Origin of the sequence: Massilia sp. DD77, assembly GCF_036961685.1 — a bacterium.
Classification (GTDB): Bacteria; Pseudomonadota; Gammaproteobacteria; order Burkholderiales; family Burkholderiaceae_D; genus Telluria.
This window is the reverse complement of sequence record NZ_JBAMDH010000007.1, coordinates 78,666-92,517: the sequence shown is the minus strand read 5'-3', so window position 1 is coordinate 92,517 and position 13,852 is coordinate 78,666. Positions and strand designations below refer to the sequence as shown.

The following is a 13,852-nucleotide window of genomic DNA, read 5'->3' as shown; positions in this document are numbered from 1 at the left end:
AGTCCGGGGTTCAGGCGGCGCTTTCGCGCCAGGTGATACGGTTGCGTCCCGCCTGCTTGGCGCGATAGAGCTCGGCGTCGGCCGCCTCGAACAGGTCGGATTGCAGCTCGCTGCTCTCGGGCGCCAGGGTGGCCCCGCCGACGCTCACGGTCAGCATCGGCGCCACGGCCGAGGCTTCATGGAGAATATTCAGCTCGGCCACGGCCTCGCACAGGGCTTCCACCACCTGGCGCGCGTGTTCGGCGTCGGTCTCCGGCATCAAGAGCACCAGTTCCTCGCCGCCGTAGCGCGCCGCCAGGTCGGCCGGCCTGCGCATGGCGGCGCCGGCCACCCGCGCCACCGAGCGCAGCGCGCGGTCGCCGGCCGGGTGGCCGTAGCGGTCGTTGAACTGCTTGAAGGCGTCGATGTCGAGCAGGGCGAGCGACAGCGGGCGCCCGGAACGGCGCGCGCGCTGCCACTCGAGGGCGTACATTTCGTCGAAGCGGCGGCGGTTGGCCAGCTCGGTCAAGCCGTCGATATTGGCCAGCCGCTCGAGCATCCTGCGCTGGCGTACCACCTGCAGGTGCAGGGCCACGCGCGCCATCACGACGGTCGGATTGAAGGGCTTGACGATGTAGTCCGAGGCGCCCATCTTGAGGCCGTTGGCCTCGTCCTCGGGGCGGTCCAGGCCCGAGATGAAGATCACGGCGATGTGCTCGGTCTGCGGATCGGCGCGCAGCTGCCGCAGCACCTCGTAGCCGTCCATGTCCGGCATCATCACGTCGAGCAGGATGAGGTCGGGCGCATGGCGCGCCGCCCGTTCCAGGGTCTGGGCGCCGTTCTTGGCCAGCAGCACCGTGTACTCCGGCTTGAGCAGGTCGCCCAGCACCTCGCGGTTGATGGCGTCGTCGTCCGCCACCAGTACCTTCTGCGTCTCCACGACGTTCATCATGCCACGCCCTCCAGGCTCAATTCGAGATCCATTGCCAGCACGCCCAGCGGCGCGAGCGCAGCAGTGTACTCGATGTCCGCCACCGCGCGGCGTACTGCCACCAGGGACTGCGCATGGGCGGTCCCGGCCAGCAGGCTCTCGAGTTCTGACAGCGCGTCCTCGGCGCGGGCGTCGTCGTCGGCCAGGTAGGATTGCAGGCGTGCGATCACCTGCGCCACCGCGCGTGGATCGGCCTGGCGCGGCAAGGCCGCGGCGGCAAGCTGGGCCAGGCCGGCCAGCACGATCTCGGTGCTGGACACCAGGCCCGGCACCTGCACCGACAAGCGCGCGAACTGTCCGGCGCGCAGGTCCTGCTCCAGGCGGTTGGCGGCGGCGGACAGTTCGAAGGCGCCGACGTAGGCCGCGCTCGACTTCAGGTTGTGCGCGAGCGATTGCAGGCGCGCGTGGTCGCCGCCGCTCAGGGCTTCGCGCAGGATGCGCGGGGCCCCCGCGTATTCGCGCACGAAACTGCCGGCGCGTTTCTCCAGCCGGCTGCGCTGGCCGTCGACGTTGTCCAGGGCCTGACGCCAGTCGATGCCCGGCACCGGCGGCAGCGTGCCCACCGGTTCCCTGGCCGCAGACTGGTGGGCGGCGAGCGGCGCCGCCGGCGGCAGCGCGCGGCCCTGCAGGCGGGCCGGGTCGATCCACTTGAGCAGGGTGCAGAACAGCAGGTCGGGGTCGATCGGCTTGGTGACGTGGTCGTTCATCCCCGCGGCCAGGCTCTTGGCGCGGTCGCTCGGCAGGGCGTGCGCTGTCATGGCCACGATCGGCAGCTCGCGCAGGCGCGGATGACGGCGGATCTCGCGCGTGGCGCTCAAGCCGTCCAGCTCCGGCATCTGGATGTCCATCAGCACCAGGTCGTAGTCGCCTTCCTCGGCCATGCGCACGGCCTGCACGCCGTCGAAGGCGACATCGACCGCCATGCGCGCGGCGGCCATGAAGTCGAGCGCCACTTCGCGGTTGTTGGCGTTGTCTTCGGCCAGCAGGATGCGCGCGCCGTCCAGGCGCGGAATGTCCGGCAGGGCGGGCATGCCCGGAATCGGGGCCGGCGCGCTCAGCGCGGAGGCATCGGCCGACGGATGCAGCACCTGCAGCAGGCTGTGGTACAGCAGGGCCGGGCCGACCGGCTTGTGCAGGAAGCCGTCGAGCGGCAGTTCGCCTTCTTGCTGCAGCACCGACTCGCGGGTGCAGGCGCTGACCATCAGGATCGCCGGCGGCGCGGCGTCGCGCGCGCAGCGGCGGATGCGGCGGATGGTTTCCATGCCGTCCAGTTCAGGCATCAGGTAGTCCATCAGCACCACCTGGTAAGGATGGCCGTCGCGCTGGGCGCGTTCGAGCGCCACCAGGCATTGCTCGCCCGACGCGGCCGCGTCGGCGCGCACGCCCAGGGTGTGCAGCATCTCGACCAGGGCTTCGCGCGCGGTGGCGCTGTCGTCCACCACCAGGGCGCGCACGTCCTGCAAGGTGGCCTGGCGCACGGCGGCGGTGCTGGACTGGCCGGCGGCGATCCCGAGCGGCACCATGAAGCGGAAGCAGCTGCCCACGTTCGGGCTCGAGGTCACGGCGATCGAGCCGCCCATCAGTTCGACCAGCTGGCGCGAGATCGACAGGCCCAGGCCGGTGCCGCCGTACCTGCGGGTGATCGAGTTGTCGGCCTGGGTGAAGGACTGGAACAGGCGTCCCAGCTGCTCCGGCGTCATGCCGATGCCGGTATCGCTGACCGAGAACGCCAGGACCACTTCACCGTCCTTGCGCGTTTCCTCCAGTTCGACCGAAATCACGATCTCGCCGCGCTCGGTGAACTTGACCGCGTTGCCGGTCAGGTTGATCAAGACCTGGCCCAGGCGCAGCGGGTCCCCCACCAGCTGGGTCGGCACGTTGGCGCCGACCCGGAAGATCAGTTCCAGTCCCTTGGCGTCCGTCTTCAGGCCGGTCAGGCTCGAGAGATGGTCGAGCATCTCGTCGAGCTCGAAGGGCACCTTCTCGATGGCCAGCTTGCCGGCCTCGATCTTGGAGATGTCGAGGATGTCGTTGATGATGCCCAGCAGGTGCTCGCTGGCGCCCAGGATCTTGGTCAGGTAGTTGCGCAGCTTGGCGCTGGGTTCGCCCATCAGGGCCAGGCGGCTCATGCCGATGATGGCGTTCATCGGGGTGCGGATCTCGTGGCTCATGTTGGCCAGGAACTCCGACTTCATGCGGGCGCCGGCTTCGGCGCGCAGCATCGCCGTCTGCATGGCCTTGGTGCGCAGGCCGAGGATCCGCATGAACACCAGCATGTCGAAGGTGCTGCCGAACTCGAGCGCGTGCATGGTCCAGAAGTTGGCCGGCAGCGCGCCGTTGATCATCTGGGCCGAGATCAGCGAGGAGGCAAAGCTCACCGCCCAGCCGACCAGGAAATAGGTACCGACCGCGTCGCCGGCGCGGGCGCGGCGGAAGGCGCCGGGCAGCCCGAGCAGCATCGGCATGATGCCCAGGGTGCCGATGATGGCCACCATGTAGCGGTGACTGATCAGGCCGGCGCCGAAGCCGATGGCGCTGATCACGGAAAGCAGCGCGAAGGTCTTCATCAGGCGGCTGAACACCCGGTCCATGCCCGGGCGCGCCAGCGACTGCTCGACGAACAGGTAGGCGCCGCAGGACGCCAGCATCGACGCGATGCCGGTGGCGTGTTCGCTCACCCACAGCTTGCCCGGCCACAGGAACTGGTCGGCGATGCCGAACCAGCAGGCGGAATACAGGGTCACGGCGCCGACCAGCAGCGCGTACTTGCCGAACAGAGGCTCGCGCAGGGTGATCCATTGCCCCACGCTGTACAGGAACAGGCACAGGCCCAGGCCCAGCATGAGGCCCTGCAGCATCTGCTCCTCCAGCGAGGCCGGATGGAAGGCGTCGGGCTGGAAGAACTCGATCGGCAGGATGGTCGGGCCGTGGGTTTCCACCCGCAGCAGCACCGTGTGCCCGGCGCCGGCCGCCAGGTGCATGACCACCGAGGGCACACGGCCCTTCAGGGCCCAGACATTCTGCACGTCGGCGCGGCCGGCCGAGCCGACCTTGCGCAGCGCGCCGCCGCTGTCGACGTAGACGTCGAGCTTGTCGAGCAGGCCGAAGTCGACCTGCATCACCCAGTTCTCGGGCGCACCGGCCGGAACCACCACCGGGATCCGCACCCAGGTCGCGCCGCGCTGCATGCCCAGGGTGGCATAGGCGGTCTTCGGCGTGGCGAAGCGATCGCCGGCGGCGATCGCCGCGGCCGCGTCCAGGCGCAGTCCGGGGTCCGCCAGGACGGTCACCGCGGGCCAGGCCTCGGCGCGCTTGACGCCGGCGCCTAGCTCGAGGGGCGCGGCGATGGCCGGCAGGGCGAGCGCGCAGGCCAGCAGCAGAAGCAATGACAAGAGCGGTGAAAGGGCGGCTTGGACGAGGGCGCGCGCCCGCGGCAGGGAGAAGGAAAGCATCATGCCTGGCGGTTCCCGGGTTGCGGTGCAGCCGGTGCGGACTGTGAGGCCGGTGCGGAGCGGGACAGGTGCGCCTCGATGCGTTTCATGAAGGCGGGCGCCTTCGGATCCTGGCGCCAGTCCTGCATCACCTGGTCGACCTGGCCGAGCAGGGCGGCGGGCAGCTTGAGGGGGCGGGTCTGGTCCATCAGGAAGCGGGTGGTCAGGCGGTAGCCGGCCACGCGCGTCAGCAGGCGCGAGATCGAGAACCCGGGCACGAAGATGCGCACCACGGCGTCGATCAGGCGCACCGCGCCCAGGCCGAGCGCGAACAGCGCGCGCGAGATCAGCGACACGCGTTTCGTCAGGCCGAGGTCGCGGCTGGCCTGCTTGCCGCACAGGTAGCGGGTGAGCAGGATCGGGAAGGGCTTGAGCACGCGCAGCGGCAGCTCGCTGGCCATCGCCTGCATCAGGGCAGCGGCCAGCGGCGGGCGCGGATCCTCTTCGCCCGGATCGGCGGCCAGGCGCGCGCTCCAGGCGGCGCGGCCGCGCGCCTGCATCGCCTGGAAACGGGCATCGGCTTCCTCCATGGTCCAGGCCATCAGCTCGCGCTCGACGCCGATCAGGTGGCCGAGCACGTTCCAGGCGTGCAGGTAGGCTTCCTCGTCCTCGCGCGGCAGCCCCAGGCCCAGGCGGCGCAGGCCGCGCAGGAAGGCGTAGTGGAAGGTCAGCAGGGTATAGGCCAGTTCTTCCTGGTTGCAGGGCAGGCCGTCGCGCTTGCCGTCCCAGCCGTGCGCATACAGCGTGTGGTGCATGCCCGGGCCCGCCGGGGCGATGGCCGCCACCGGCGCGCCCGCGGGCAGGCTGTCCGGTGCGCCGCGCAGGATCAGGTGGCGGATGGTGGCATGGATCAGGCGTACCTTGAGCGCCTGGGCGACGCCGCCGCCGGCGGCGTCGGTCATCCCGCCGCGCATCATCACGGGGAAGATCATCGCCGCCGTCGAGCGCACCCGGTAGTCGGTGTGCAGCTCGAGCTGGCCGGCGGCCTGCAGCACGGCCGACAGGTCGGGCAGGATATAGCATTCGGGCAGACTGGTGCAGAACAGCAGGGTGCAGGACAGCATGCTCATGTCCATGAACAGCTTTTCAGCGCGTGCGATGCAGTCCTTGTCGGCCCAGTCGGGCAGCTGCATGCCGCGCTGGACGTAGTCCTCGAGCGCCGCGGCGATGTCGGGATCGGTGCCGGGCAGGGCGCGCCAGCCGGCCAGGTTCCCATTGGTGTCCCAGCGGGCCAGTTCGGCGTTGATGACGGCGATGCGCGGGAACAGGCGCGCCGGGTCGGAGGCGCTGTCGCCCAGCATCCGCGCGACGGCGCCGTCGGCCAGCGGGTCGGCCCGCAGCGCGGGATTGACGAGGGCCGGATTGGCGGGATGCAGGAGTTGCGGTGCATCCGGTTTCATGCGGCCTCCGCGCGCAGGGGGAGGGCGCCGTGCCAGCGCTGCAGGCCGAGCATGGCGCAGAACAGCGGGATGCCCATCACGAAGGTGGCGATGGTGCGGGTCTCGACCGGGAAGCCCTGGGTGATCTGGAACACCATCAGGCCGCCATAGATCCAGAGCGGCACCTGGACGTCGCGCAGCAGCAGCGAGGACGAGGCGCGCGGCGCCCACTTGCGCAGCGAGAGGCGGAACAGGAACACGATGACGAAGGCGATGAACATCCAGCCGACGAAGCCCTGCAGGGTCTCGCCGAACCACCAGCCGTCCTTCTTCTCCATTTCCCAGGCCTTGAGCTTGTAGACCATGTAGGGATCGACGCCCAGGTCATAGGCGGTGATCACCAGCGCCGACAGGAAGGACATGGTGAGGGTCTGCCCGACCGGGGTGACGCCGTCGGACGGGGTTTGCCAGGCGATCAGGTTGGCGATCACGTAGCCGCAATAGGCCAGCGCGAACCACATCAGGGGGATCACGATCGGCACGTCGCCGATGCGCGGGCCGAGGACGTCGGTGTAGGTGTACTTGCCGAAAAACCAGCCGTGCGAGGAACCCATCTGCTCGGCGAACCAGCCGATCGGCAGGGCGATCAGCGCAAAGCGCAGGGCGGCCTTCAGGCCCAGCAGGTGGCTGGCGCTGGCGAAGCAGACGCCGAACATGAGGAAGGAGCTCAGGACCAGCAGCTGGGTCTGGCCAGTCCAGCCGCGCAGCAGCAGGACGGTCAGGAAGGAGCCCAGCAGGGCCAGGGTAAACCAGGACAGGCGGTGCGGCGTGGACGTCATTTATTGTGATCCTCTTGATGGGCGTGCGCGTCGGCGCGGGTTGACGGTGAAGGAATGCCTCTTTGTTCAGAAACGGTAGTCGAGACGCAGGTCGACCGTGCGCGGACTGCTCGGGACGGTCATTCCGAAGCTGTCGATCGCGGTCGGCAGTACCTTGTTCTCGAGGTTGCGCGCGCGCAGCAGCAGGCTCCAGCGCGCGCCGTTCGGCTGGAAGCCGAGGGTGGCGTCGGTGGCGGTGCGCGCAGGGATGCGGTACTCGAGCAGCTGGCTCGGCACGCCGATCACGTAGGCGCCGCTGCGGCGGGCGAACACGCCGGCCGTGAGCTCGCCCATGGACAGCGCGAAGCGCTGGTCGTAGCCGAGGGTGAACACCTGGCTGGGCGCGCGATCGAGCTTGCGGCCGTTCCAGGACACGACGCCGTTGGGCGAGTAGGACGTGTAATGGGCGTCGAGCAGGGTCAGGCCATAGGCCAGGCGTCCGGCGGCGCCCACGCGCAGCTGGCCGTCGAGCTCCAGGCCGGTGACGCTGGCTTCGCCCGCATTCCGGGTGATGAAGCGCGGCGCGCCCTGCAGCACGGCCACGCCCGACAGCTGCAGGTTGTCGTAGGCGTAGCGGAAGGCGGCGGCGTTCAGGGTTGCGCGGCCATCGAGGAAACGGCTCTTGAGGCCCGCTTCCAGCGAGCGCAGGGTCTCGGGCTGGTAGTACAGCAGGCTCGTGGGCACGGCGGCCGCGGCCGGGCAGGTGATGCCCAGCGCGGTGCTGCCGGCGGCGCAGCCGTCGTTGAAGCCGCCCGCCTTGTAGCCGGTGGCCAGGGTCAGGTAGACCACGGTGCTGGGCAGCACGTCCCATTCCGCGCCGAGGCGCCAGGTGGTCTTGCTGGTCGTGAGGTCGGCGGCGTTCAGCTGGCGCAGGTCGGTGGCCGGATTGAAGGCCGGGCCTTGCTGGAAGCTGGTCGAGCCGGCGCGCGACTTGTCGTCGTGGGTGCGGCGCGCGCCAAGGGTCAGGCGCAGGTCCTGGCGCAGGCTGTAGGCCGCCTGGCCGAAGACGGCGCGGCTGGTGGCCTGGGTCGGCGCGTTGCGGAATACGTAGTAGGGCGGCAGGCGCAGCATCTCCAGGCCGCGGAAGCTGTATCCGGTGTCCGATTCCTCGCTGAAGTAGTACAGGCCGGCCTGGGCCTGCCACGGTCCGCTGCTCTTGGTCGCCACGCGCAGCTCGTGCGAATCCTGGGTGTTGCGGCTGTCGTAGTCGTTCAGCACGCCCAACGCGAAGCTTGGTGTGACGCGGTAGTAGTAGTTCATCAGCATGCGCTGGTCGAGCTTGCGGCGCGCGCCCAGGTAGTGCGCGGTGGCCGGGCCCAGGTCCCAGCTCAGGTCGGCCGACAGGCCGCGCGCGCGCTTGTCGTGCCGTCCCTGCCGCGGCGCCAGGTTGGGCGGGCGGAAGGCGTTGGTCAGGCGCTCGTCGGTGCTGCCGGGACGCCAGCTTGGCTTGCCGCTGCCGATGCCGGTGAAGAAGTTGGCGTCGGGGACGAAGCGGTCGTTGTTGTCCTGGGCTTCGCTATGGTCGTAGCGCAGCAGCAGCGAGGCGTCGCGCCCCAGCGCCAGCCTGGCCGACAGGCGCGCGTCGCGGTCGTCGCGGTCCAGGCCCAGGCGGTGCGGCGTGCCCTGGCCGTTCTTCAGGTAGGGATCGTGGCGGCGCACCGACAGCGCCGCGCGCAGCGCCAGCGCATCGTTCACGGGGAGGTTGAGCATGCCGTCCGCCTTGCGGCTGCCGTAGGTGCCCGCTTCCAGGCCGAAAGCGCCTTCGAACCGGTTCACCGGCGCGTTCGAGATGACGTTGATGGCCCCCGCCGTCGTGTTGCGGCCGTACAGGGTACCTTGCGGGCCGCGCAGCACTTCGATGCGGTCGATGTCGAGGAAGCTCAGGGTCTGGCCCGGCGGACGGGCGATGTAGACGCCGTCGAGCATGAAGGCAGCCGAAGGATCGCCCTTGTCGGTGGCGTCGGCGTTGCTGACGCCGCGGATGGTCACGCGCAGGCCGTCGGCGGCCTGGTCGAGGTGGACATTCGGCAGGCGCGCGCCCAGTTCGGCCGGGCTGTCGGCGCCGGCCCGGACCAGCTGTTCGCCGGTCAGCACGCTCATCGCGACCGGCGTGCGCGAAGCCAGCGAGGGCATGCGCTGGGCGGTGACCACGACTTCCGGGATCTCCCCCTTGCCCGCGGCCGAAGCCTGGTTCAATTCCTGCGCATGTGCAGCCCCGACGAATAGGCCCGAGACAGCCGCCGCCAATAGCGACGGGCCCGGACGACCCCGCATTCCATTCATTTCAAACAGCTCCCTAGTTTCTTCTTTTCTCTTTTATACGTGGTCGTCCCAGGGAAGCACCGATTGATTCGTGGCGGCGGCCTCGGCCACGAAAAAATGCGCCCAGCGGCCTTGCAAATCCTCGCGATACCACGGGGTATCGCTCCGGTTTGTGCGCGGCCGGCGAGGCCTTGCCGGGCACATTTCTCGTGACCGATTCCTGCGCGCCAGCATCTATCAGTGCCTCCCTAGGCCCACGGCATCCCAGCTTTATATGTTTATTTGCAATTTATCTTGCGCTGATGGATACAGAATCCTGTCAGTCTAGCAGGTCATTACTACAGGAAATAGTATTTAGATGCATCTTGAACAAAAAAACACAGGCGTGCAACGCATCATTTTTACAATGTTCACAAATGACACACATTCGTGCGCCGCGATGCCCGGCCTTCGCCTATGTTCTGGCATCGATGAGCATCGGCACACCAACCCAGGGAGACCATCTTGACCAGACACTTGCGCGCCGCCTTCGTGCTTATCCAGCTGATGCTTGCCGCGGCGGCGCAGGCCGCAGCTTCGTTTACCAACCCCTTGCCGCTGCGCCTGGCCGACGGCAGCCTGGCCGAAAGCTGTGCCGACCCGTCGCTGCTGCGCGACCGCACCACCGACCGCGCCGTCTGGTACCTGTACTGCACCACCGATCCGGTCAGCCGCAAGGAGCGCGATGGCGACGGCTGGCGTTTCCGCCTGATGCCGATCTACCGCTCCGTCGACCTGGTGAACTGGTACCACGTGCGCGACGCCTTCGAGGAGCGCCCGCGCGGCCTGGCTGCGCCCAAGGCCGGCCTGTGGGCGCCGGAAGCCGTGTACATGAACGGCAGCTACTTCCTTTATTTCACCATCACCGATGTCGTCGACGAGCACAGCCCGGAGAAGGGCTGCGCTTCCGACAGCGCGATCGGGGTGGCGACCAGCGCCTCGCCGGCCGGCCCATGGAAGGCGGTCCCGCGCCCGGTGGTGCCGCCGCGCCGCGCCGGCGGCGGCTGCAGCTTCCACTGGACCTTCGACCCGGATGTGATCGAAGACGCACAGGGCGACCGCTGGCTGTACTACGGCAGCTACGGCGGCGGCGTGTTCGTGCAGCGCCTTTCCTCCGATGGCATGGGGCTGGTGGGGGACCCGGTGCGCATCGGCGCAAACGACCGCTACGAGGGGGCAGAAGTGGTGCGCCATGGCGGCTGGTGGTATCTGTTCGCTTCCGCGACGGATTGCTGCAACGGGCCGCTTACCGGCTATGGGCTGTACGTGGGCCGGGCCAAGGGACCGGAAGGGCCCTTCCTGGACCGCGAGGGCAACGACATGGCGGCCGCGCGCGCGGGCGGCACGCCGGTGCTGGCGCAGAATGGCAACCGCTGGATCGGAGCCGGCCACAACACCGTGTTCCAGGATCCGTCTGGCCAATGGTGGACGCTGTACCACGCGGTCGATCGCAAGCAGCCCTTCTTCAGCGCGAAGGACAAGCTCACCCGCAGGCCGGTGCTGCTCGACCGGATCGACTGGGTCGACGGCTGGCCCGTGGTCGCCGGCGGGCGTGGGCCGAGCGATGGACCGCAAGCCATGCCGGGTGTCCGCAGCGCCCCCGCAGCGGCGCCGCCGCAGCCGGTGTCCACCCAGCTGTGGCAGGACCGCTTCGATGCGCCGCGTCTCGGCCCGCGCTGGAGCTGGGTGCGCCCCGGCGCGGCGGGCAGCTGGGCCGCCGCCCAGCCGGGCCTGCGCATGGCCACCGAGGACACCGACCTGCACCTGGACACCGACACCGCGGCCGTGCTGGCCACGCCGCTGCCGGGCGGCGACCTGCGCATCGAGGCGCGCCTGCGCCTGGACGCGCCGCTCGACTGCTGCGCGCGGCCGGTGCAGGCCGGCCTGGTGGTGCTGCGCGACGACGACAACTACGTCAAGCTGGTGGAACTGGCCCGCGGCGGCCTGCGCCAGGTGGAGTTCGCGAAGGAGTTGGCGCCGGTCGAGCCCCATTACCCGCGCTACGGCAATACAGTGGCGGGCACGCCGGGCGAATGGACCTGGCTGCGCCTGGACATACGGCGCGCCGGCGGGGAAGAGCGCTACACCGCCTGGTCGAGCCAGGACGGCGATCGCTGGGTGGGCGGCGGCACCTGGACCCACCGCCTGGGCGCCGGCGCCAGGCTAGGCCTGGTGGCGATGGGCGGCGCCGGCCACGCCGTCACCTTCAGCCAGGTCTCCGTGGCCCGTCTCAAGTAAGGAGGGAGCGTGCGCGCGCACCGACCAGGTGACGCCGCACACAAGCAGGGCGATCGCGGCCAGCTCCAGCGGGCGCGGGCCGTGGCCGCGGTAGACGAAGCCGTAGGCCAGCGCGAACAGGGTCTCGAACAGGATCAGCTGGCCCGAGAGGGTTACCGGCACCCGGCGGCTGGCCACGTTCCACAGCTGGTTGCCGATCACCGAGGCGCCCAGGGCCAGCAGTGCGTTGCAGGTCCAGAACAGGGTCCAGTCGCGCGCGGCGGGCACGGAGGAGAAGGCATCGCCACCGGCCCAGGCCGCGGCGCCCAGCACCAGCGCCAGGATCCCGGTGGACAGGCCGTACAGCGCCGACCACTCGCCGCTGCCGAAATGGGGATTGCGCTTCAGGTAGCGCGCATTGTCGAGGGCGTACCAGCTCCAGCACAGCAGGGCGCCGGTGGCGCAGGCGATGCCGATCGCGGTGCGGGCCGGATCGCTGCTTGCCGGGTGGGCGAAGGCGTCGACGTTGATGCAGGCAATGCCGGCCGCGACCGGCAGCAGCGGCAGCGCCAGGCGCCGCAGCGGCAGCGCGCCATGGTCGTGGCGGCCGAGCAGGGTGACGACCACCGGCAGCATGCCGACGATCAGCGAGGTGGGGCCGACGCCGGCGTACTGCACGCCGACCGAGAGCAGCATGTAGTAGACCAGGTTGCCGGCCAGGGCGTGGCGGACCAGGGCGGCGCAGTCGGCGCGCGTCAGGCGCCCGCGCAGGCTGCGCAGGCGCGGCAGCAGCAGGGCGAAGGCCATGGCGCCGTAGGCCAGGTAGCGGCCGACGGCCAGTTCGAGGGGACTGAACGACGCCAGCAGTTCGGGGACGATGAAGACCAGTCCCCAGAGTGCGCCGGCCAGGAGGCCGCAGAGTACGCCGATGCCCATTTTGACTACCTGCAAAAGGGCTGATTTTAACAGTCCGGCATATCGCGCGTCGGTTGGACTTGGAGCGCCTAACAAAACTTCCAGGGCAAGGCGCGGCGTCGAAGACAGTACAACTGTACGGCGAGACGACGCAACGCAGCCATGGAGGCTTTGTTAGGCGCTCTTAGGTTCCGGCCGAGGGGGACGCCTAGTCCCGGGACGACGGTTTCACCGTTTCGTGTCGACACACACACCGGTGGCCCGCGCCCCCAGGCACGTCATCCCGGCGAAGGCCGGGATCCAAGTTCGTTGCACACCGCAGACCCAAAACCCTCCCCACCAAAGAATTATTTGCTAGTATTAATTCATAAAACTCAACAAACATTGCAGGAGACAAGCTTGGCGCCCAAAGCGATGCGCCTGGCTGGCGCCGTGCTGGCGGCCGCCTTGGCGGGCCTCAGCTTGCCGGCGCCGGCCCAGGTCGAAGTCAGGATGTGGACCCTGCTGTCCGGCGGCGACGGTGCGCGCATGCGCGCCCTGGTCGAGCGCTTCAACGCCAGCCAGCGCGAGGTGAGGGTGGTCAGCACCACGCTGAAGTGGGGCGAGCCCTTCTACACCAAGCTGATCACCTCCTCGGTGGTCGGCGCCGGACCCGACCTCGCCACCGTGCACTTGTCGCGCATCGTGAACCTGGCCGGCGGCGGCGTCCTGCGCCCCGTCGCGCCCTTCGAGCTGAGCGGTGCGGACCTGAGCGACACCGACTTCTACCCGCGCCAGTGGCAAAAGTCGCTCTACCAGGGCAAGATCTACGCGGTGCCGATCGACCTGCATCCGCTGGTCCTCTACTACAACAAGACCCTGGCCGGGCGCGCCGGCCTGCTCGATGGCGAGGGCAGGCTCAAGCCCATCGAGGGTATCGACGGCCTGACGAAGGCCTTCCGCGCCGTGCGCCAGGCCACCGGCCGGCCGGGCATGACGATGGAAAGCAGCCAGAGCTCCTACGCCGTGTGGCGGCTGTGGGTCTCGATGCTGGCCCAGCAGGGCGTGCCCTTGATCAAGGACGGCAAGTTCGCCTACGGCGCTGCCGGCGAGGCCTCGCTGGCGCGCATTGCCGGCTGGTTCCAGCAGGGCTACGCCCAGTCCGGCCTCGACTATGCCGCCTCGACCAGCCAGTTCATGGGCGGGAATGCCGGCTTCATGATCAACGGCGTGTGGGAAGTGCCCGAGGTGGTGCGCGCGACCAGGCAAGGGACGCTGGGTTTCGACTATGGCATCGCGCCCCTGCCCCGGATGTACGGCAACGCCAGCGTGTGGGCCGATTCGCATGCCTTCGCCATTCCCGCCAACGAAGGCAACCCGATGCCGCCCGCGAAGGTCAAGGCGGTCCTGCGCTTCATCGCTTTCGTCAGCAAGAACTCGTTCGGCTGGGCGGAGGGCGGCCACGTGGTGGCCTACAGGCCGGTGGCCGAATCGGAACAGGCGCGCAGCCTGATGCCCAACGCCCTGTATGCCGGGGTGGCCGACCACGTGGTCTACGATCCCGACGCCTGGTACATGGGCGCGGCCGGCCCGCTGCAGGCGATGGCGTCCAAGTTCCTGCCGGCCGCGCTGTCCTCGCAGCTCACGCCGAAGGAAGCGCTGGGCATGTTCGAGACCGAGGCCGCGCGCCTGCTGCGCAAGCGTCCGCCGCGCTACTAGGAG

At 69.3% G+C, this 13,852-nt stretch carries 8 protein-coding genes; 2 read left to right on the top strand and 6 right to left on the bottom strand.

From position 1 onward, the window contains the following. Positions 1–10: 10 nt before the first annotated feature. The 5 genes from V7778_RS05580 to V7778_RS05560 form a co-directional block, all read right to left on the bottom strand. The gene (locus V7778_RS05580; RefSeq protein ID WP_335552601.1) at positions 11–931 is read right to left on the bottom strand and encodes a diguanylate cyclase; all 921 of its coding nucleotides are present in this window, start codon (positions 929–931) and stop codon (positions 11–13) included. Beyond that, positions 928–4,425 carry a hybrid sensor histidine kinase/response regulator gene (locus V7778_RS05575; protein WP_335552599.1) on the bottom strand — a complete coding sequence of 1,166 codons (3,498 nt, stop codon included), beginning with the start codon at positions 4,423–4,425 and terminating at the stop codon, positions 928–930. The genes V7778_RS05580 and V7778_RS05575 overlap by 4 nt, the downstream gene beginning before the upstream one ends. Next, positions 4,422–5,861, bottom strand: coding sequence for an oxygenase MpaB family protein (locus V7778_RS05570; RefSeq protein WP_335552597.1), 1,440 nt, complete (start codon positions 5,859–5,861; stop codon positions 4,422–4,424). Before V7778_RS05570 ends, V7778_RS05575 begins: the two co-directional genes overlap by 4 nt. After that, positions 5,858–6,679, bottom strand: a complete 822-nt coding sequence (locus tag V7778_RS05565) for a carotenoid biosynthesis protein (protein WP_335552595.1) — start codon at positions 6,677–6,679, stop codon at positions 5,858–5,860. Before V7778_RS05565 ends, V7778_RS05570 begins: the two co-directional genes overlap by 4 nt. A gap of 66 nt (positions 6,680–6,745) precedes the next feature. Beyond that, positions 6,746–8,914, bottom strand: coding sequence for a TonB-dependent receptor (locus tag V7778_RS05560; protein WP_335552593.1), 2,169 nt, complete (start codon positions 8,912–8,914; stop codon positions 6,746–6,748). A 570-nt stretch (positions 8,915–9,484) separates the two neighbouring features. On the opposite strand from V7778_RS05560, the gene V7778_RS05555 reads away from it, so the two are divergent. Beyond that, entirely contained in the window at positions 9,485–11,257 is a 1,773-nt protein-coding gene (locus tag V7778_RS05555) for a family 43 glycosylhydrolase (RefSeq protein ID WP_335552591.1), read from the top strand. On the opposite strand, the gene V7778_RS05550 is transcribed toward V7778_RS05555, so the two are convergent. Continuing rightward, positions 11,183–12,172, bottom strand: coding sequence for a DMT family transporter (locus V7778_RS05550; protein ID WP_335552589.1), 990 nt, complete (start codon positions 12,170–12,172; stop codon positions 11,183–11,185). The two genes, V7778_RS05555 and V7778_RS05550, sit on opposite strands and share 75 nt — an antisense overlap. A gap of 378 nt (positions 12,173–12,550) precedes the next feature. Between V7778_RS05550 and V7778_RS05545 the strand changes: the two genes are divergently transcribed. After that, positions 12,551–13,849, top strand: coding sequence for an extracellular solute-binding protein (locus V7778_RS05545; protein WP_335552587.1), 1,299 nt, complete (start codon positions 12,551–12,553; stop codon positions 13,847–13,849). Positions 13,850–13,852 lie beyond the last annotated feature (3 nt).

Excerpts from the sequence above, each read along its gene's own strand:
- V7778_RS05565 (WP_335552595.1), bottom strand. The coding sequence starts at position 6,679 with ATGACGTCCACGCCGCACCGCCTGTCCTGGTTTACCCTGGCCCTGCTG.
- V7778_RS05570 (WP_335552597.1), bottom strand. The coding sequence starts at position 5,861 with ATGAAACCGGATGCACCGCAACTCCTGCATCCCGCCAATCCGGCCCTC.
- V7778_RS05580 (WP_335552601.1), bottom strand. The coding sequence starts at position 931 with ATGATGAACGTCGTGGAGACGCAGAAGGTACTGGTGGCGGACGACGAC.
- V7778_RS05575 (WP_335552599.1), bottom strand. The coding sequence starts at position 4,425 with ATGATGCTTTCCTTCTCCCTGCCGCGGGCGCGCGCCCTCGTCCAAGCC.
- V7778_RS05550 (WP_335552589.1), bottom strand. The coding sequence starts at position 12,172 with ATGGGCATCGGCGTACTCTGCGGCCTCCTGGCCGGCGCACTCTGGGGA.